This is a genomic window from Treponema sp. (assembly GCF_052169735.1).
Classification (GTDB): Bacteria; Spirochaetota; Spirochaetia; order Treponematales; family Treponemataceae; genus Treponema.
Genome location: NZ_JBQNBW010000008.1, coordinates 1 through 20,523 on the forward strand (window position 1 = coordinate 1; position 20,523 = coordinate 20,523).

The 20,523-nt window shown below is 44.7% G+C and carries 16 protein-coding genes and 1 tRNA gene; 10 read left to right on the forward strand and 7 right to left on the reverse strand.

The genetic code is table 11. The annotated features are described in order from the left end of the window. A tRNA-Ala gene (locus tag ACTTJ8_RS02365) sits at positions 1–74 on the reverse strand. Between the two features lie 138 nt (positions 75–212). Here ACTTJ8_RS02365 and ACTTJ8_RS02370 point away from each other — a divergent pair. The 6 genes from ACTTJ8_RS02370 to ACTTJ8_RS02395 all read left to right on the forward strand — a co-directional run bounded on the left by ACTTJ8_RS02370 (position 213) and on the right by ACTTJ8_RS02395 (position 5,159). Beyond that, positions 213–707: a hypothetical protein gene (locus tag ACTTJ8_RS02370; protein ID WP_442715058.1), complete on the forward strand. Its 495-nt coding sequence runs from the start codon at positions 213–215 to the stop codon at positions 705–707. An 11-nt stretch (positions 708–718) separates the two neighbouring features. Next, on the forward strand, positions 719–2,596 hold the full coding sequence (gene flgK, locus ACTTJ8_RS02375; protein ID WP_442718674.1) for a flagellar hook-associated protein FlgK: 1,878 nt from the start codon (positions 719–721) through the stop codon (positions 2,594–2,596). A gap of 180 nt (positions 2,597–2,776) precedes the next feature. Continuing rightward, entirely contained in the window at positions 2,777–4,021 is a 1,245-nt protein-coding gene (locus ACTTJ8_RS02380; RefSeq protein WP_442715056.1) for a flagellar hook-associated protein 3, read from the forward strand. Between the two features lie 20 nt (positions 4,022–4,041). Next, positions 4,042–4,488: a flagellar assembly protein FliW gene (fliW, locus tag ACTTJ8_RS02385; RefSeq protein WP_442720207.1), complete on the forward strand. Its 447-nt coding sequence runs from the start codon at positions 4,042–4,044 to the stop codon at positions 4,486–4,488. Continuing rightward, positions 4,482–4,703 carry a carbon storage regulator CsrA gene (gene csrA, locus ACTTJ8_RS02390; protein ID WP_442715054.1) on the forward strand — a complete coding sequence of 74 codons (222 nt, stop codon included), beginning with the start codon at positions 4,482–4,484 and terminating at the stop codon, positions 4,701–4,703. The genes fliW and csrA overlap by 7 nt, the downstream gene beginning before the upstream one ends. Positions 4,704–5,030: 327 nt before the next feature. Continuing rightward, the gene (locus tag ACTTJ8_RS02395; protein ID WP_442720208.1) at positions 5,031–5,159 is read left to right on the forward strand and encodes a hypothetical protein; all 129 of its coding nucleotides are present in this window, start codon (positions 5,031–5,033) and stop codon (positions 5,157–5,159) included. Positions 5,160–5,222: 63 nt separating this feature from the next. On the opposite strand, the gene ACTTJ8_RS02400 is transcribed toward ACTTJ8_RS02395, so the two are convergent. The 5 genes from ACTTJ8_RS02400 to ACTTJ8_RS02420 form a co-directional block, all read right to left on the reverse strand. Further along, entirely contained in the window at positions 5,223–7,337 is a 2,115-nt protein-coding gene (locus tag ACTTJ8_RS02400; RefSeq protein WP_442715052.1) for a methyl-accepting chemotaxis protein, read from the reverse strand. 574 nt (positions 7,338–7,911) lie between these two features. Further along, a complete protein-coding gene (locus ACTTJ8_RS02405; protein WP_442720209.1) occupies positions 7,912–8,814 on the reverse strand; it encodes a PEGA domain-containing protein in 903 nt (300 codons plus the stop codon). Positions 8,815–8,891: 77 nt separating this feature from the next. Then, positions 8,892–9,803, reverse strand: a complete 912-nt coding sequence (locus tag ACTTJ8_RS02410; RefSeq protein WP_442715085.1) for a LysM peptidoglycan-binding domain-containing M23 family metallopeptidase — start codon at positions 9,801–9,803, stop codon at positions 8,892–8,894. 37 nt (positions 9,804–9,840) lie between these two features. Continuing rightward, positions 9,841–10,245: a hypothetical protein gene (locus tag ACTTJ8_RS02415; RefSeq protein ID WP_442715050.1), complete on the reverse strand. Its 405-nt coding sequence runs from the start codon at positions 10,243–10,245 to the stop codon at positions 9,841–9,843. Between the two features lie 179 nt (positions 10,246–10,424). Then, positions 10,425–10,595 (reverse strand): DUF362 domain-containing protein, encoded by a 171-nt coding sequence (locus ACTTJ8_RS02420; protein ID WP_442715049.1) that lies wholly within the window; start codon positions 10,593–10,595, stop codon positions 10,425–10,427. Positions 10,596–10,788: 193 nt separating this feature from the next. On the opposite strand from ACTTJ8_RS02420, the gene ACTTJ8_RS02425 reads away from it, so the two are divergent. The 4 genes from ACTTJ8_RS02425 to ACTTJ8_RS02440 all read left to right on the forward strand — a co-directional run bounded on the left by ACTTJ8_RS02425 (position 10,789) and on the right by ACTTJ8_RS02440 (position 17,707). Then, positions 10,789–11,943 (forward strand): peptidoglycan DD-metalloendopeptidase family protein, encoded by a 1,155-nt coding sequence (locus ACTTJ8_RS02425; protein WP_442715048.1) that lies wholly within the window; start codon positions 10,789–10,791, stop codon positions 11,941–11,943. Positions 11,944–11,956: 13 nt separating this feature from the next. Further along, positions 11,957–16,021 carry a FlgD immunoglobulin-like domain containing protein gene (locus ACTTJ8_RS02430; RefSeq protein WP_442720210.1) on the forward strand — a complete coding sequence of 1,355 codons (4,065 nt, stop codon included), beginning with the start codon at positions 11,957–11,959 and terminating at the stop codon, positions 16,019–16,021. 229 nt (positions 16,022–16,250) lie between these two features. Then, positions 16,251–16,883 (forward strand): dephospho-CoA kinase, encoded by a 633-nt coding sequence (gene coaE / locus ACTTJ8_RS02435; RefSeq protein ID WP_442720211.1) that lies wholly within the window; start codon positions 16,251–16,253, stop codon positions 16,881–16,883. Positions 16,884–16,891: 8 nt separating this feature from the next. Continuing rightward, positions 16,892–17,707, forward strand: a complete 816-nt coding sequence (locus ACTTJ8_RS02440; protein WP_442715045.1) for an SPOR domain-containing protein — start codon at positions 16,892–16,894, stop codon at positions 17,705–17,707. Between the two features lie 225 nt (positions 17,708–17,932). On the opposite strand, the gene ACTTJ8_RS02445 is transcribed toward ACTTJ8_RS02440, so the two are convergent. Next, on the reverse strand, positions 17,933–20,332 hold the full coding sequence (locus tag ACTTJ8_RS02445) for an adenylate/guanylate cyclase domain-containing protein (protein ID WP_442718365.1): 2,400 nt from the start codon (positions 20,330–20,332) through the stop codon (positions 17,933–17,935). Positions 20,333–20,523: the final 191 nt, after the last annotated feature.

Here is a 20,523-nt window from a genome sequence, read left to right on the forward strand (position 1 = left end):
TGGAGGTGAGGGGAATTGAACCCCTGACCTCTTGCATGCCATGCAAGCGCTCTAGCCAACTGAGCTACACCCCCAAATGGGCAATATCAGTATTATGATGAAAATTTCATTTTGCGTCAAGCCCTTTCTTGCTTTGTTCCAAGGATTCCTCCCTCTAAAAATCAACTCAAGTTTTTTTGCTCAATTCCGACACTGTAACAGAGGGGTACTCTATGGACAAAATCGCAGCTGCAGAAAAGATTGAACAAACATTGATGCAGCAAATTGAAGTAATGAAAGAAGTATATGCTTGTCAAAAAGAGCTTTCCGACGCTGTACGGAACCGTTCATGGGAGGGGATCGAACGGTGCGTATTAAAAAATACAGAGGCTTCCAATGAATTTTTACGGCTCGATAAGCAGTGTTTTTTATTTTTAAATCAGCTTGATCCTTATAATGAAGAAGTACGGGATTTTTACGGATATACCTCATCACTGCCGGAAGAAACAAAAAAGAAGCTCGGTGCATTGTACCGGACATTGCAGCAGCACGTCTATCTTTCAAAAATCACGAATGATACGCTGGAAGGCTATGTCTCTCACGTGCAGACACTGGTACAAGATATGGTGGATGCAGCGGCAATCGCAACCCGCTCCTCATCTTACACCCGTACCGGGGTGCCTACACAGTCGAACTACAGCAGCCTCGTACTTGATACCGTTTTTTAAAGGAGAAAAAGATGTCTACATTCGCTTCGATTGAACTGGGAAAACGTAGTTTATTTGCGCAGCAGCAAGCCATACAAACTGCCGGTCATAACATATCGAACTCATCCACGGAAGGATACTCACGTCAGCGCGTCCAGCTTGATTCCTATGAGCCGCTGTACCGCCCGGATTTATCGCGGGCAGAGACCCCCGGTCAGATTGGGCAAGGTGTTTCCGTCAGTGCAATCACCCGCTTGCGCGATCAGCTCTTGGATCAGCGCATTGTCGCTCAAGCCGACGATCAAGGCTATTGGGAAACGCGCGATTCCTATATCTATATGCTGGAACAGCTCTATAATGAGCCGGAAGATACCTCCGTCAGAACACGGCTCGATCAATTCTGGGATTCATGGCAGGAGCTTTCCGTTTATCCTGAATCGACTGCAGCACGCACCGCAGTGGCAACCAGAGCAAAAACGCTCACCGATTCCGTACACCATCAGTACCGAGGTTTACAGGGCATCCGGGATATGATCAACGGCGACATTGAAGCGCGGGTTAAGCAGGTTAATTCGTTCACTCGGCAAATTGCAGCGCTCAACGAAGAAATTGTCAAGGTAAAGGCAATGGGAGACAGTCCCAATGATCTGATGGACAAGCGTGATGTCTTAACAGAAAAACTTGCAAACCTTATCTCTATCTCTGTAGAAAAAGAAGAGATCGACGAATCTTATATCATTTACTCAGATGGGATGGAACTTGTGCAAGGCGGTAAATTCCGGAGCTTTGCCCTGGAAAGCAGCACGGCAAATGAAGGCTATGCAAACGTCGTATGGGAAGATTCCGGTAACAGCGCTCATTTTGAGAAAGGCAGCCTTGCAGCCCTCATCGAACTGCGGGATGGCGATGTCCGTGAGGAAATCAGGAAGCTCGACACCATGGCAATGAATTTTGTTGATTTAGTCAATGATATTCACCGCAATGCAATGGGCTTAAACGGAAAAACCGGGATTGATTTTTTCAAAGAGCAATATTTTATCAATAATACACAGGGTAATTTTGACCGGGATGGCGATGGGGAATACGACACTTCTTATATTTTCCGCTTAACCGGTGCACACAGCCTTGATCCGCGCCAGCAAATCGGACTTGAAGGGAATCTTACCCTCTCTGCAGGATTTGGAACCGTACAAGTGCCGTACTATTCCACTGATATGGTTGCCGATCTGGTTGAACGCATTAACCGGTCGGGTGCAGAAGTTGTTGCCTACCTCGATCAAAATAGCAAATTGGTGCTCAAAGGAACTACCGCACAGGACACGGAAAATCCTGACTTTGTAATCCGGCACGTAGAGGATTCAGGACGTTTCTTAGCAGGCTATGCAGGAGTGCTGAGCGGCAGCGGGGCAGAAAACGCGTATGATTGGCAGCAAGCGGATGCAGTCAACGTATTGTCTCCGAATGGCGCACAGTATGCAGTCTCTCCAATTGCGCACCCCTCCGGCTGGATGGAACTCAATCCGGTGGTTGTGCGGGATGTGCAGAATATCGCGGCAGGGTATCCCAGTATGGAAGGCATCCCCTATCCCGGAGATAACCGCGCTGCAGTCGCTATCGCCAAAATACGGAATACGCCGGTTATGGTCGGCAATACCCGCACCTTTGACGAATTTTTTGCCGATGCAGTAACGGAGATGGGCTTAAAGGGTGAACAGTCGGAGCTGGTACTCAATACCCAAACAGCCATCAGTAAAGAGCTGCGGGATATGCGCGACTCTATTTCCGGTGTCAATATTGATGAAGAGCTGGCAGATATTATCAAATTCCAGCATGGTTACAATGCCACTGCCCGCTTTGTTGCAGCAGTCAATGAGATGCTCGACACCGTAATCAACCGGCTCGGCATCTAGGTCTCGGGAAGTAAGGGCTGTAAAATGAAAGCCGCACAAATGGTACGGCTTTCATTTACTCAAGTTTGCTAAAACGCAAACTTGTATATTATATGCACGTTCTCACTTCGTTGTGAACGTGCGTAAAAAGTCAATCGAAAGTTGATACTTTCTTCTTGACTTTTTATGGGAGTTTTTTTTATGCAACGGATTAGTTCAAATATGCAGCATTCTGACAGCAGCTATTCGGTTAGACGGCAAGAAAACAGGCTGCATAAGGTCAACAGTCAGATCAATACCCAACGGCGTATCCAGCAGCTGCGTGATGATCCGCTTGCTGCCGGACATTCCGTGCGGTATAAGTCGCTGCTTGCCCGGCTTGACCGCTTTGAGAAAAATGCACAAACCCTCAACGATCAATATAAGGTTGCGGAAGCGCCTATGCAAAGCGCTATGAGCATTATGCAGCGGCTCCGTGAGTTATCCGTTGCAGGGGCAACCGGCACCTATACTGCCTCAGACCTGAAAAAAATGGCACCGGAGGTAGATCAGCTCCTCTATGAGTTAGTGCAGACAGCGAACAGCTTTGGTGCAGATGGAACTCGGCTCTTTGCCGGTACCAAAAGCTTTACCGAGCCGTTTGAAATTGTCATGGGCGATATAGACGGTGCCGGTTCTGCCGTCATCACAGATGTGCGGTATAACGGTTCTATCGACACCAAACAAATAGAAAGCGATGAACTTTCGTTTATGGACGCAAACCACGCAGGTAACCGCGTATTTTGGGCAGAGCGGCAAAGTCTCTTTTCTGCAACGGATGCACGCAACTATGTCGTGCAAAAAGACAGTACCATTGAGGTAGACGGGGTGAGCATTCCGGTTATTGCCGGAGATAACGTCTACGCTATTATGGCCAAGATCAATAGCTCCGGAGCTGCGGTCAAGGCATCGCTCGATCCGGTTACTAACGGTATGAATATTGAAACCACCGATGCCCGCCAGCTCTGGCTGCGCGATTCCGGTGATGGAAATGTGCTTGCATCGTTGGGACTGGTAAAACCGCAGCAGCGTCCCCCGTATAATCTTGCCGACTCCGTACGGGTAACCGGCGGTTCGCTCTTTGATGCTGTTATTGCTATGCGGAATGCCATGTACGCAGGAGATAATGAATCGCTCGGCGGTAAGGTACTCGGCAGTGTGGACGGTGCAATCGACAATCTTGCGGCACGGCTGGCAGAAAACGGTTCCCGTTATGAACGCGCAGAGGCGGCACTCGCCCGCTTAAATACCCAGATACCAAATGTAACAGGGGCAGACTCCCGCGAGTCAGACCTCGATATTACTCAGGCAATTACCGATCTCAAAATGTATGAGTACACGCATCAGGCATCACTCAGTACAGTCGGTAATTTATATAAAAATACGCTGCTCAATTATCTACGCTAAAAGGGGAAGGAATTTTCGGCATGGAAATAAAAACAAAAGCTCTTGGTACCGTTATTATTGAAGAGGATCAGATTATTACATTGGCGGAAGGCTTTTACGGATTTAATAATTATCACCGTTTTGCATTGCTCGATGCACAGCAAAAGCCGTTTATCTGGATTCAATCCTTAGATGATGCTGATTTAGCATTCATTGCGATTGATCCTTTTATCTTCCGTCCCGATTATGAGCTGGATATTGATGACACGCTGCTAAAGCCGCTCGGTATCGAATCGCCGTCAGATGTACTCGTGTTTGCATTGGTAACGATCCCTTCAAACGGTGCAGCTATTACAGCAAACCTGCAAGGTCCGCTCATCATCAATAAGAAGAATAAACACGCCATGCAGCTTGTCCTCGGCGGAGAAAAGTGGAAGACAAAGCATGACATCGTAGCCGAAATGAAACACGGAGGTACGCCATGCTAATTCTTTCTCGAAAGACAAACCAAAAAATCCGTATCGGCGATTCGATTGAATTAACCGTCATTGAGGTACGGGGCGATCAAGTAAAGATCGGGGTTGAAGCACCCCGCTCCGTTAAAGTTTTCCGTGAAGAAATTTACGATGAAATTCAGAAAGAAAACAAAGCGGCGCTCGTTACCGGCAATATCGATTCCCTTGCCGCTCTGGGGTTTAAATAACATAACATAATAGGGTATCGCTAAAAAACTGATTCGCAGCCCGCAAATCGGATAACTTAATGTATTTCCGTACAAAAAAAGCCGATAGGCTTGTGGTTTTTAGAGATTCCCGTACTTCTTTTTAAAATTTCCTCCCGCCGCCGTGCGTACGCCCGCTTGAGGATGTGTGCGTCGAACTTCCCGAAGCTCGGTTGCTTGAGGTGTTTTTCGGGCGTACCGTACTGACCGTATTGGTACTGATAAGCGGATTAGTTACGGAAGGAAAACGCACCTGTGTTTGTTCCGCCTTATTGTAATAAGGGGCAGCTTCGGTGATTGGATGATGGTGTGCAGCTTATCTATGTACGCATTGATTCCGGCAGCGTAATTTCCATCAACTCCGCCCCCTCCGATGAACGCATCAAGCAGATACTCAATGCGGGGATCGGTAAGGGTATTGATAATGCGTTTGCCTGATAATGTACACGAATGTACATTTGTTGGTAACTGTCTATTTTCAAAAGACGTTTTTCAAAAGTATTATTCCGTTTTAAACTTGGCGACTTCTTTTGCTAAAACCTCGATACTTTTCTTATTTTTCTGGGCTATTTCGTGTACTTCCTGCACAGCGTTATTAATTTGCACCGCTCCTGCTGCCATCTCATTCATGCTGTCGGTAATGGTATTGGTAAGATTGCTTAAATTATGCATTTCGGCAACAACGCTTTGCCCGCCTCTCAGCATTTCATCGGAACCTGCCTGAACTTCCGTTGTTACGGTGTTGATGTTTTTAATTGCAATAAGTACTTCTTTGCTGCCGTTTTCTTGTTCCTTCATTGATTCCGTAAGGCTGTCGCTCATTGCCTTTACTTGTCCCGATAAATTAAAAATCATCGTAAACTTCTCTTCTACTGTTTTGGAAGCATTCGATAGTGTTTCAATTTCGCCGGTGAGGGTTTTAAGCGTTGTAGTAATTGCTTTACCTTGGGCAGCGGAATCTTCAGCCAGTTTGCGGATTTCGTCGGCAACAACTGCAAATCCCTTACCGGCTTCTCCTGCATGAGCGGCCTCGATAGCAGCATTCATAGCCAGTAAGTTTGTCTGCGATGCAATATGCTGGATCACACTGGACGCTTCCATCAAACTGCCCGATTCTTCAGCAATTTTTTGAGTAATACTATTAGAAGAAACAAGGGTTGCCTTACCGTCATCCGTTGCCGATGCAAGCGTTTTAATTGCGGCATCGGTTTTTTCCAGTGTCTGTGTAATAGAAGCGATATTTGCAACCATCTGTTCTACAGAAGCTGACGACTGCGCAACGCTGCCCGCTTGAGTTTCAATACTGTCATTTAGCTTTTTAATGGTACTGATAATTTCTTGAACAGTTGCATCTGTTTCGGTAACACTTGCAGCCTGTGTCATAGCCTGCTGTTTTACTGCATCGATATGTGCACTGATTTGGTGTACAGCGCTTGCCGTTTCTGTCATGTTAGAAGCGAGTTCGTTTCCAATTTCTTCCATGATTTTGCTGCTGGTGCCAACCGATTTGATCGACCTACTGATTTTTGTAATAGTTTCGTTAAAGTAGCGGGATAGATCGGTAACCTCATCATTGCCGGTAATCGGCAGCCGGACCGTTAAATCTCCTTCGCCTTGTGCAATACCTTTCAATGCAGCTACGGCAATTTTAACGGGACCAACCATCTGGCGGGCGATAAAATAGATAATAACCAAAGACAGCAACAAAATAGTATTACCCATAATGCTAATAGACCGGCGCAGGAATGTTAGTGTTTCAGTAAATTCGTTAACCGGCGCTCTGATAATCACCCTCCAGCCGGTATTTTTTATCGTAGCATTGGAGGCAATATATGAATTCCCCTCAAAATCATAGTAGCCGACATTGCTATACGTAGTATCTAAAGCATGTTGAATAAAGGAAGCGAATGATGCCAACTTAGGATTATTCTTTGCTTCGTTAATAGGATTATACATTTTTTCTACAAGTGTTGTATCCCTATGTGCGATAATCGTACCGGTTAAACCGATGATATAGCATTCGCCGGTCTTACCGACAATGATATCTGCAATACTCTCCGAAAGACGCCCTGCCAATACTACGGCATTGAGTACACCGACAAGTGTATGAGCATCATCATAGACCGGTACTGCAAAAATGAGCACCAATTTATTCAATGAGCGGGATATTAAAGGTTCAGACACAAAAGTCTTACCGCTTGCAGCCGCTCTAAACCATTCGCGGTCTGCTACTGAAACTTTTTTTCCATCCGCAGTATAACGTACTCCGGAAAGATCATACAAATTGAGCTGTGCAAATCGTTGTTTATTAAATAAAACTTCTTTTTGCAGCCGGGCTTCTTTTTCGCGATACGGTACTGCCTCATCAGCAAGGATAGGCATACGTGAAAAACCCTCAAGCAGTTGAAAAATAGCATTTATCCGTCCATCAATAATTTCAGCAACATCTGCTGCCTTATCAGTCAGGTGGGTTTCTACTTTCTCAGACACAGCTCTCCGGGCAATATAGATAGCTAAAACACCTTCAAGCACTAAGGCAACTGCAAGTAAAATGCCAAAGATTATCATCAATTTTGTCTTCAAAGACAGCCGGCGCTGTATTTTTCCATTCTGCATAATTCTACTCCTATAAAAAGTCAAGAAGAAAGCATCAGCTTTCCGATTATCCGGTAGTAAAGCTTAAAAGAGACTCATCAATGTACACAGTACTTCCATCAGTATATTTTCTACCATACATTAGTATATACCATTTTTAAACCTTGACAAGAGGAATAGACCTATTCGATAACTGCGTTTTCGAATAGGTCGACGAGTTCTAAATCGCGCAAATAGCACGATTTAGAACATCGCATTTCAAGGTAACCTGTTCAGAAACGGAAGTTTCCGAACAGGTTTAATGTAAGTCTTGAAAAGAGTCTGAAAAAAGTCATCAAATAGAGAAGAAATCCGCGGATAAAAATCAGCGGAGCATTGAAGACTTGTTGGCTCAAGAGGTCTCCAAATTTACGGTGAATTAGAAGCGGATTGGTTTCGGTAAAGAGGTTTTCAAGGGAGAAAATAAAAAAAAGCCGGTTGGAGCAACCGGCCCGCCGTCTGGCTATCGGTTGGCTAATGGGTGGGAGGGAGACTAACCAACCGATACAATATATATCGGCTCTGCTGGAAGAAACTTTACATGGATATTCTTTTTTTATTCCGTTATTTCTTGTATCAGCATATCCATTGTAAATGTTAATAGATAGCTTTTCCCTTCTTCAACAATAATTTGACGGGTGAGCTGATAGGTTCCAATCTTACACATGATGATGTGTGAACCGCTTTCAAGCGGAATAGGAGTATTTGCCGAGGTGATTTCTTCGCCGTCCAGTATAACTATAACGTTTTCAGGCGCTTGTATCCGTAACAGCGGTGTTATGGATTTGAGCTGAATGTCGAGTTGTGTGGTTTTTCCCCGTTCTACAACGCAGGTACGTGTCTCTGTACGGTAGGCGTCGGAATTGATCTGTAGCGAATACTGTCCCGGCTGCCGGAGCTGCAGTTCCGTGTACTTTGCAAGGTAGTCTCCATTCAGCTGCACACTCACCGGTTTTTGCTCTTTATCAGGATACTGCAGATTGATTTTTAATCCGCCTTCTGCAATGAGCAGAGGACGGGCAATGACAGTAAAACGTGCTCCTTCAATATCATCGGGTAAGCCCTTCATAACAGGGTTTAGCCTCAACATGAATGGGCTAAGGCAGAGGCTGCTGCTGTATGGTATAATTTCGCTATTGCCGTTCCGGGTAAAGTTATACGGCTCTTTAAGAGGAATTCTGATACTATGAGAAAAACGATTCGGTAATAAGGCTGTGCTGATTTTTTGTGCCGTGTAGTCTATTTCGTTTTTTGCCGGCTCCGGGCTGATTTCAGTGTATATAGTATAGGCAATGGTATTCGGATATTTAAGACTCGCAGCGCTTTGCTTAATTTCAAGCTCTATCCCTTCTAAAAATAAGGTATCGCTTTTTAATGTAAATGACACCGCATCATTATAACCCATTTGCAGGGTTATCGGCTCAAATACTTCAGAATTAAGAATATGAGTATGCATCATCCCGACTCTAAAACTGTCTGGATAAAAAATCGAAAGAGATAAACAAAACAAAAATGCCGTTTTTGCTAGGAGCTGTTTCATGTCTTTGCTTTCTTTGTATCGATGAAAAGAGCCGGATCCTTTGCTTTCCCTTGCTCCCGTACCTCAAAATGTAGATGCGGTCCCGTAGAAAGTCCGGTAGAACCAACGTTACCTATAATTGTACCCGATTTTACCTTTTCGTACAAGCGGACTTTTATCTTGCTCAGGTGTCCGTAGAGACTTTCTCTCCCGTCTTCATGCCGGATAATGATATAATTACCGTAAATGTTGCTGTAGGCTGTTTCTGCAACCATACCTGCAGCACAGGCATATACGGGACTTCCCGAAGGAGCAGCGAGGTCTATGCCGGCGTGGTAAGATGTTTTGCCGGTAAAAGGGCTTTTTCTCATACCGAATGGAGATGTTACAACTGCCTGCTGCAGCGGGAAGCGGTATAACGGAATAAAGAAAAAGCTGCGTACTGTGCTGTCGAGTAATGCATTTGGAAAACACTCGACTTGTATGTTTTTTCCCGGTTTGTCGGGGGAGGGGAGGGTAATAGAAAAAGATTCTATTTTCAACTTTTTAGCGAGGGCTTCAGTGAGCCGTTCAATATCGGAAACAGCATGTTCCGGCAAGTATAGTGCGGGGAGGCTTGGGAGTATGAGTATTTTTCCGGTTATATCGGTCTTTACCGAATCGATACTATTGAGAGTGATCAGAGCGTCATAGGGAATACTGCAGCGGGCTGCAATTCTGATCACCGTGTCGTCTTTTTGTACTTTGTAGCGATAAAACCGGAGCGGCAGTTCCCGGGAAGTTTTACCCGCAGCAAGGGCTTTGCGGGCATAAAGTACGTCATCGCAGTACTGCTGGAACAGGTGATTTTGAGGTGATAGCTCGGTAATGAGCGGAAGTTCCGCATGTTGTGCAAAGCTGGTAACAGCACCATATATACCGTATATAATAAGAAAGAGTATCCTGCAGAACCGATGCTGTCTAAAGCTATTTTCGGTCTTCCGAAAGTCCAAAAGCGACAAAACCGTAGAGTACCAGTGTAGCTGCAAGCACAATAAATGCGAATAAACGCTGATAGGCAAAGAGCAGGACAAAGAAAGCAGCAATACCTGCAGCAAGGATGAGTTTTTTTATGAGTGTGTAAACAAAACGGCGGGAATCGGTTTTATATTTTTTGATGCTCCGCTTTATGGTAAAAAAAAGAACCAGCCCTGCAAACAATATGAGGGTTAATGTTGTATAGAGATTTGTATAGTGCGTTGCACACAGCCATAACGGATACACGATGGCAAAGCTGAAAAGAAGGCAGATGCCGAATATTAGAACAAATGTACAAATTTTAATAAAAAATGCACCGTAACCGGTAATCATTTTGTGAAAATAGTCTTTCACCTTTCTAACCTTTTCTGCTGCCGTATACAACGGTCAATTTTTAATCCGCACATTCAGCCTTACCATAAACAGCAGCCGGTATCTCAGCCCTTTTGCATACTAAAGGATCGATAGAACGCCAAAAAAGAGATTAAATTTTTAGCGCTTTCCGTATATTCCGGCTGCTGCCAACAAATGAGTTATTCTCCAGAAATTGCTTCTGTAGGACAAACACCTGCACATGCACCGCAGCTGATGCAAGCATCAGCGTCGATAACACGCGTTCCATCTGCTTCGCTAATAGCGCCTACCGGGCATTCGCCTTCGCAGGCACCGCAATTAATACAAGCATCGGAGATCTTATAAGCCATATTCATACTCCTTGATATGTGTGATGCCTGTATCATAATCAGAATAACGAAAAAAAGCAAGCATAAAAAATAGTAAACCTGTCCGGAAACACAGTTGTCGAACAGACCGGGTATGTAAATCAAACTGATAGGCAGCGGCGGATACTAGCGTTCCGTATCTTTTGTATTTGTTATTTTTGCCGATAGTGTAGTTATGAATATCATAACGTACCACGGTTCTGATTCGGATAGGCTGCAACCTTTTCCGCCTTCATCCGTACAGATAAAGCATCAAGCAAAGCATAAGGGGATGCAAACTGCCTCTGCCGATCTCTATAGTTTTTTTCCGGGTTCGTACAGCAGCAATGAGGCTTCAGTACATGCTGCAAAGCAACGGGCGGCAACCTCGCATCGGTTTTTCGTTGTGGATGTTAATCCGGTACCGCTTCTACTTGTTGTGATCTTCCTCTATGGAATCCTTGCTTTTCCTCTTTTTCGTTCGGGTGCAGGGGCATATTCCATTAAAACGCTCAATTTTGGTGAAGAACCGGCGTTCAGCAGGGCTCTTCATGCCTATATTTTCCCCGAACTGGAAAATTTTACTGGTCAAGAACTTTCTCCGGCTGATTTTTCTGCTGTTTCTGCAGTAACCTTCCGGGACTATACTGTTAAGAAAGGCGAAACAATAAGCGGAATTGCCGCTCGTGCGGGATTGCGTAACTTTGGTACCCTGTTGTCTGTTAATGCTATCGATAATGCTCGGAGAATCAGTGCGGGGCAGGTGCTGCGGATACCATCTACCGATGGACTTTTGTATACAGTTAAGAAGAATGAAACACTTGCCGGTATTGCGGCAGACTATAGGGTCAGTGTTACCGCTTTGCTGGATGCAAATGACTTAACCGGTGAAGTTTTATCAGTGGGGCAGCAGCTTTTTATTCCCGGGGTTTCGCTTTCATCCTTTGATCTTAAAAAAGCACTCGGAGAATTATTTCTCTATCCTATCCAAGGAAGATTGACTTCTCCATTCGGTTACCGGAGCGATCCTTTCACCGGGGCAAAGAGCTATCATACCGGAATTGACCTTGCGGCTCCTACCGGTACGCCGGTTAAGGCAACGCTGGATGGAAAAGTTGCAGAAACGGGATATAACCGTATTTATGGTAACTATGTGATTATCACTCATGATAGAGGATACCAATCTCTGTATGGACATCTTTCGGCTATTTACGCAAAGCGCGGACAGTATGTTGGTCAGGGCGGCTCTATCGGGGCTGTGGGAAATACCGGCTACTCAACTGGGCCGCATTTGCATCTATCAATTTATAAGAACGGGAGATTGATAGATCCGCTTTCCGTTTTAAAATAATGAGGAGGATTTTGTGAAACGAATTGTATTTATGCTATGTGTTGTATTCAGCGCATATAGCGTATTTGCTTATAATCCGCCGGGAGGAGGTGAGTCTGCGCAGACTTTCTTTTCTCCCGATCTCTTGGGTGGTCAGACAAGTGTAACCGGGGGACCGTTTGCGGATGGTAATCCTGCTGATTTAGCATCCAACCCGGCTCTTTCCGCATACGAGCAGCGGATTATCTTTGATCTTTCGTATGCAGGTGTTATCGGTTTTAGGCGGAATACCGTTGGGGATTCAGGATGGAAGGGGCATTTGGCAAATGCGGATTTTCTCTATCCTACCCGGTGGGGTGTTGTTGCAACTGATGTGCACTTTTTTACGTCTTCATTTGCCTCACTTCAGTGGGGTACTGCCGGTTCACTGCGCTTTTCCTATTCAAAGGATTTAACGGAAAAGCTTGCGCTGGGTACTGGAGTCTACGCTATTATCGGTACCGGCTGGGGTCTTGGCGCTGATTTTGGCGTGCTCTACCGCTTCGGGAATCTCGGTTTTGCTAAGGATTCACGGCTTGGCGTTTCGCTTACCGGGATGGGAAAACCCTATAATCCCAATGACGGCGGTGTGAAGGGGCTTACCGGTACCAGTGGTTTTCCGGGAATGTTTACTCCCCGCGTTGGTTTCGCAACAACTTTGATGGCAGTCAAAAACTTTAAGCTCGGTATGGCGTTTGATCTTTCTTTCCCGACCTTTCAGAATGTAGTATTTGATACCGGTTTGCACATGAATTTTGCAGAGATGGTAACGTTTAAAGCGGGCTGGAACTTCAATCTGGTGGAAACCTTATATCATGTACAGAGTTATATTCCGTCATTCGGACTTGCCTGTACAATTAAACTGAATACAAAAGATAAGAGCGGCTCTAATGCATGGGAACAAAGCGATATTACCCCGCAGCTTGCCGCCAAACCGCTCGGAAATAGTATTTGGGCAATTGGTGCAGGCGTTAATGTCAAGGTTGGAAAAAAAGATACCGCTGCTCCTGCAATCAGTGCCGATTATCCTGAAACTGTCTATATTTCTCCCAATAGCGATGGGGTGCAGGATATGCTTGAATTCCCGCTGTCTATTACCGATGAGCGGTACGTAGTAGCCTGGTCATGCGATATTGAAAATGACAAAGGCGAGGTTGTCCGTACTATCGCTAATAAGGAATCTTTGCCGCAGCTGAGCGGCAGGTCTTTCTGGAAGCTGCTTACCCGGGCAAAGTCCGGTGTTGATGTTCCGGAGACGCTGCGGTGGGACGGTATGCTCGATTCCGGCTCTGTTGCACCGGACGGCACCTACTATTTTACCATTACAGCTTCGGATGATAACAAGAATACGGCAAAAACGGAGCGGTATGCTGTTGTTGTGGACAATACGCCGCCCAGTATTACCGTTACCCCTCCCTCCGGGCAGAATGCATTGATTTTCAGTCCTGACGGCGACGGAAACAAAGACACCTTCCCCATTCGGCAGCAGGGTTCTGTGGAAGATAAGTGGACAGCTTCCATCATAGGTTCTAATAAGCGGGCTGTGCGTTCTGTAGATACGCTCAAGGCTGCTCCCTCTGATTTTGTGTGGGATGGGAAGGATAATGCAGGTGAGCTGGTGCCTGATGGTATTTATACCTATCGGATTTCAGCTGTTGACCGCGCAGGAAACAGCGCATCCCGTTCAATATCGAATATTATTGTCGACACTATCAAACCGTCGGTTGGTATTTCTATCAGTGCACGGGCATTTTCTCCGAATGGAGACGGTGTAAAAGATACGATCACGCTGTCGCCGGCAATACCGGTACAGACTGGCTTGCAAGAGTGGAAAATCGAAGTTCAAAATGCTGATAGTACAACGGTTTACTCGGTTTCCAATGCTCAGATTGCTCCTATTATCTTTGAAGGAAAGGATGCTCAAGGAGCTGTGTTACCGGAAGGGGACTACAAAGCAGTGTTGTCCGCACGGTATGTAAACGGCTATGCTCCTTCAGAAACCTCACCGGTATTTATGCTGAATGTGACCGCACCTAAGGCAGCGGTGAAAAGCTCAACTCCAATATTCTCACCTGATGGAGACGGGAATCTTGATACGGTTATCTTTACACAGCAGCTTAGCGGAGGTGATTCTTGGATTGCCGAAATTTATGCGCTTGATGCATCCGGCAATTTGAGCGGTAAACCCATCCGTAACTTTGCAGTGGCAAAAGATCATGCGTCGAACTTTGCTTGGGATGGGCGTGATAATGCCGGAGATTTGGCTGCTGACGGAAAATATGCATACCGGTTGGTAGGTAAAAACGATGCAGGCAATACTGGCTATTCCCAGCCTGTTACGGTTGAATTGAATACGGAAAAGGCTGATGTAATCTTATCTGCCAGCATCCTTGCCTTTTCGCCGAATAAAGACGGTGTGCAGGATAGCATTGTATTTACACCTAAGATAAAATCTGCAACTGCGGTAGATTCGTATACTTTTACGATTGCAGATCAATCTGGTGCAGCAGTTAAGACGGTAAGCGGCAGCGGTACACCGCCTGCATCAATTATCTGGGATGGTACTGCTGATGCGGGAACTCAGCGCGGGCAAGTTTGTGCAGACGGCAGTTACTCTGCAGCAATCAATGTGATACTCAAAAACGGTCAGTCTTCAAAATCAGCTATTCCGGAAATTACCCTTGACACTGCATTCCCTGAAGTGACTATTTCCGCGCCTTATCTGGTATTCTCCACTGATGGAGCGGCAAAACGTCCTAACTTGCCGGTAACACAGCAGGGTTCAGCAGAAGACCTCTGGACAGGACGTATTACCTCCGCAGATAATATGGAAGTACGTACCTTTACATGGGAAGGCGCTGCTGCTGATTTTGTATGGGACGGAACCGATAGCTCCGGTAACAAGGTAAGCGATGGAATATATCGGTACACCATATCCGCACAAGATGCTGCCGGAAATAGAACCGTACGGTCGCTTGACAATATCGTAATCGACTCTCGTGTACCCAAGGCTTATATTACTGCCGAGCTGCCTGCATTCTCTCCCAATGGGGATGGTATCAAAGATGTCCAGACGCTCACCATTCACACAACCTTGAAAGACGGACTTGCAGCATGGGTGGTTGCTATTACGGCAATGGACGGTAGTTCAAGTGATCCGGTAAAAATCTGGTCATCCGAAAAAGGCGACACATTGGCTTCTATTCTCCAGTGGGATGGTAAATCCGATGCCGGAAAAGTTGTTTCGGGTACCTTTACTGCAAGTCTTTCGCTGCAGTACACCAAAGGCGATGAGTTACAGGTAAGTACGGCACCGTTTATAGCTTCGATCAAGGCTCCTGAACTGGGGGTTAAACTGAATCCTAAATACTTTAGTCCGGATAACGATGGTAACGAAGACGAGCTATTTATCAATCTGTCGGCAAAGTCGGATACTCAGCTCAAGCAGTGGTCATTTGAAATCCGTGAGCCTGAAGACACCGGTAATAAGCTTTTCTGGAGTACCGGAGGCTTAGACAAGATAACCGAGCAGATCATTTGGGATGGACGTTCTCTCAAGGGCGAAACCGTACAGTCTGCAACTGACTATCCTTATACCTTTACGGTAACCGATGAGATCGGGCTAACCTCTGTAGTAAAAGGCTATGTGCCGATAGATGTATTGGTTATCAGAGATGGCGACAAGCTCAAGATTGCAGTTCCTTCCATTATATTTAGAAAGAATGCAGCGGATTTTGACGAGCTTGAAAAGAATGTCGTTGACCGGAATGTTAAGGTCCTAACCCGTATTGCGGAAATTCTCAACAAATTCCCGGAATATAAGGTACAGGTTGAAGGGCATGCGAATAATGTGAGCGGTACGGAACGTGAAGAGCAAGAAGATTTGATACCGCTTTCTGCAGCGCGGGCTGATTCAGTACGCAAGTTCTTGATTGAAAAAGGTGTTGCACGCGGACGTTTGTCTTCTGTCGGTATCGGCGGGACAAAACCGATTGCAGCATTGTCTGATCGGGATAACTGGTGGAAAAACCGCCGCGTTGAATTTATTCTGATCAAGTAAAAGCATAGACAGTGCCTGGGAATGGTAAAATAATGGGCATCGTCTAGCAACGGAAGTTCTTAGACGATGCCTTCATCACGTTTTGAAGCTTTCCCGGGCATCACAGGTGTAATTTTTATGTATGGGTGTCTGATAAAAATAGCATTGGGCATCTCTAAAAACTATACCTGAGTTTTTAGAGATGCCCACTAGTATTGCTTTTTTGGATGATACCCAATTCTTTTTTTCTATGGAATCAAAAAAAAATAATCTTATCGGACTTGCAGGACAGTCCTGCGCCGGGAAAAATGTTGTTGCAGATTTCCTTGCAGGAAAAGGTTTTTATGTCATTGATGCGGATATAGTTGCTCACCAAGTGCTGTCGGAAGAGCAAAATACCCTCGTTACTCTTTTTGAAGGTAATGCTGAAAAAAAAGGCTTAAAGCTGCGGCAGCAGGACGGTCGGCTTGACCGGAAAGCGCTGAGCGCTTTGCTTTTTGATGATCCTGCACTCTTAGCGGTGCATGAAGCTTTTATCCTCCCTAAAATAGAACAGCGAATCCGCAATCTTATCCGCAACGCTGAATCCGAAGCGCCGGCGCGCCCTATTGTTCTCAATGCGCCGACATTGCATAAAACACATTTAGTACCTGAATGTTCGTTTATCCTGTATATTACGGCGCCGTTTCTCCTGCGGCTTATCCGTGCAAAAAAACGGGATAAGCGTCCGCTTCGGCAGCTTATTGCCCGCTTTATGCAGCAAAGAAAATTCTTTACTCAATACCTTGCACAAAATGCCGATATAGTAAGCGTGAGGAACACTCATTCCGTATATTCTTTACGGAACAAGATAGAACAGGTTCTGCGCAAAAAGGGATTTTGAGGACGGCTATGGAACAAAAGAAAATTTTATGGGTTATCCTTTCGGTAAGCTTATTTGTATTGATAATCTTCGGTATTGCATTATTTTTATATTCACCTTCCCGCAATAGTGTAACGGCACAGCTAGGCGGTGAAACTATTCCGTATGAAAGTACTGCTACGCCGGCACCGGGGTATGATCCCGATCTGTGGGCACGGGATCCTGAAAAAGTAGCAGGTCTTGATACCGCTGCGCCTGCCGCTTCAGGTAATATTATCAATTTGAATAATCTGAATATTATTTCTACGGATGGGCAATCAAGGAATCTGGATGTTTCCGATCTAACAGCTCAAGTTGGAGAATCTGAAGCGGCTGGATTGCCCAAGGAGCTTGCTGAGCAAATTGGGATTGAAACGGAACCTGAAGTACAGGTAGAACAGCCTGCTGTAAAGAAAGAAACGGCTCCTCGTAAGAGTCAAGCTGCGGTACAAGCACAAGCCCGTATCACAATAGAAACAAAAGCGCCTGCTGCAGCTGCAAAACCCAAGGCACAAACACCGGCAAAGCGTAAAGCATCGGTTTCGGCTGTACAGACTTTCTATTGGGTACAGGCTGCTTCACTTGCTAACCGGATTAACGCTGAACGTGCTCGAGATAAACTCGCTGCGCAACACATGAAGGTAGAAATCTTCACAAAAGAGACAAAAACAGGGCTGACGCACCGTGTCAGAGTTGGTCCCTTTAATAACAGTACTGAGGCAAACTATTGGCTCAATACTATTAAAAAAATTGAAGGTTTTGAAAACAGCTATGTCTCGGAAGAAAAAGTAACGGTAAAAAACTAAAACAATAATTCCTGAAATACTTTTATCAATCCCTGTATATTGTTTGAGGCAATGTACAGGGATAATGCTTGCTTGTCTTGAATGCATGAGGGAAGCTCTTAACTAAAAAAAACATCAGGTCTATCAGCTTATTCGTGCGGAGAGTTAATGCTTACCCGCCGCGCCGGGGATGTTGATTCTGTGAGGAAATGATTTATCATATCGGCGGCTTTGCCGATGCCCTCTTTATTTAACATTCATCACAAAAACGCCTGTCCAATTATTTGGAGGCGGAGAAATTTGATAGTGAGTAATTCTATCTAAAAATACCTGAGATGGGGTATCATTATACTTCTGGACGCAGCTGGAAAAATACTTTGCTGCTTGCTGCCATTTCCGTTGGCGGTAATGCTGTAGACCTGTTTCAAATAGGTTCTTTAGATCGTATATTCTTTCATCTTTTATTTTTTGTGCAGCTTGTAATATCTCAAAAATACGGACAGCCTCAGCCTTTCCTTTTACGGTTATGTAATCAAGTTCTCGGCAAATAAAATTATCTTGCAGTTTGTTATAGACGGATTCCGAGATAACCGTTTTTGAACCGTATACTTTATTGACTCCTTCCAGCCGAGCTGCAAGGTTTACGGTGTCTCCAATAGATGTAAAATCTTTGCGAGTTTCCGAACCGACCGGTCCAAATACTACGGTACCGGAATTGATTCCGATGCCAAGAGAAACTGCTGCTTTTCCTGCTTGTATTGCACTCTGTTGTTCTTTATGAAGGGCTTCTCTAATTTCTATGGCAGCCTTACAAGCATTCAATTCTTTTCGCGGTCCGGAAAAGAATGCCATCATTTCATCGCCGACATATTTATCTATATCACCGCCGTTATCAAAGATGATCTGTGCTTCAATATCAAGATACCGATTTAAAATCGTAATTATTTCCCTTGGACTCATATTTTCACAGAGGCTGGTAAAGCCGCGAATGTCGGTAAATAAAAAACAGAGGTCCCGCTGAGTGCCTCTTGAGCCTTTTTCTTTTTCAGCATTCCTGATAGTGTGAAAAGATACATAGGGCAGCATTCCCCGTACAAGGGTGACAATATTTTTTATTTCGATTGAAAGACGTTTAATTTCATCATGTGTTTTGATAGTTTCTGCAAAAATCAATTTTTCAGCATCGATCTTTGCAGTCCCGGAAAGAATATTACTCAGAATATTTGTGGTATTTCTAATATTGGCGCACAAGATAATCAGGGGATCTGTGATTATATCGGAAAGAAACAGCGTAATAATAATTGCTGCATATAAAAATACTGCCGATAGTGCAAAGATAAATACCTTTGCCTGAAAATACGGTCTGTCCAGAATTTCCTTAAAATAGGTAACGACAGAAAAACCAACCAGTTTATGCCCGTCTTTTCGTGAAAAGGCAATAGGATATACATAAATACAGGAGCCTTTTTCCGGTTTGTAGATCGGTAAATTCCGTATGCGTTCATTTTGATAATGGCGGATATAGTAGGCGGCTTCCTCTGCAGTGATGCGTTTTTCTTCTGCCGGTATTTTGCGTACTGATTCGGGTTCGGTTGTGTATGAGAATACGTTGAAAGCAGGGAAAACGGTTGTAGTATCAATATGTTCAAGCAACATTGCGGTTTTACTATCCGTTGTGATAATGTCAACCCGCTGGTGAGGGAACGGAGACGATTCGTTTGTCTTTTTAATACCTTCTAAAAAAGCGTTGATTTTTGCATGCAGTCCATCTGAGAAGGTATAAATCGCTGCAACCTGTTCGGCAAGATTGCTGCCGGTTGTATTGACGTTTTGTGTTAGCAAAAGCTTATAGTTTTTCAAGTCAGTATAAATAAAAACAAAAAGCATAATGCTGATCGTGGATAAGATGATGCAAGTTATTTTTGTTTTGACATGAGTAGTTCGCTGTGCTGAGCGGAATCGTCTGATATACGGTAAAGACAAGAAAATATCTTTTATCCGGGTATTGCTTTGCTCTTGAGGTTTCTGCTGCGCAGAAGCTGCCGGTTTGGTTTGCGTTGACCGCTTTGCTTGGTTCTGGAGCATTATGCGCGTATTGCGTTCTTCATCCCGAAGGAGCCGTTGGTATTCCGTATAGGATTCACTGCCTGAACGGATGGAACGGATGCCGCGGGCTATTAACAAAATATGGAAAGAAAGTGCTATGAAAAACGAGATATAAACAGTAATATGAAGCGTTTGAAACCATCGTATCGTATTGGCAAAGAGCATAACTCCTGAAATAGCAGTAGCAAGATAGATACTAACTGCTGCAAAGCTGCAAATGCTGATCATTTTCGGTGTTATCTTTTTGTAAAAAAAGGATGTTACGATCATAATCCATGTAAGCGGTAACAAAAAAAATAAATAGCAGCCGATATTAAAAAGATGAAAAGTTTTTTGCAGTACTCCTGCTGAGAAGAAAGTAAAAGGATATACAAGAACCGGCAGTTTGTCTTGATGAAATAAATTCATTTTATTCATGCTGAAAGGCAGAATCATTAATGCCGTAAAGATGCCAAGAGCGGCGATATGCAGCGTGTATGGATATGCTGCAATGCATTTTGCGGTATGTTTACAGTTCTCACGTATGGTTTTTATCATCATATTGTCCTATTGAAATCCACAAGGCGGCAAGCTGCAGCACCGTCTTTTATTTGCAACCTCTAAAGACCGTGTTCTTTAGAGGTTCTTCTTAGATTCTTTTGAATATTTCTGTTTGAGCAGCTCTTTATAGTCTATATGCTCTTGTGCTTTTGTCAAGGGAAGAGTTGCGTCTTTTGGAACGTATATCCCTT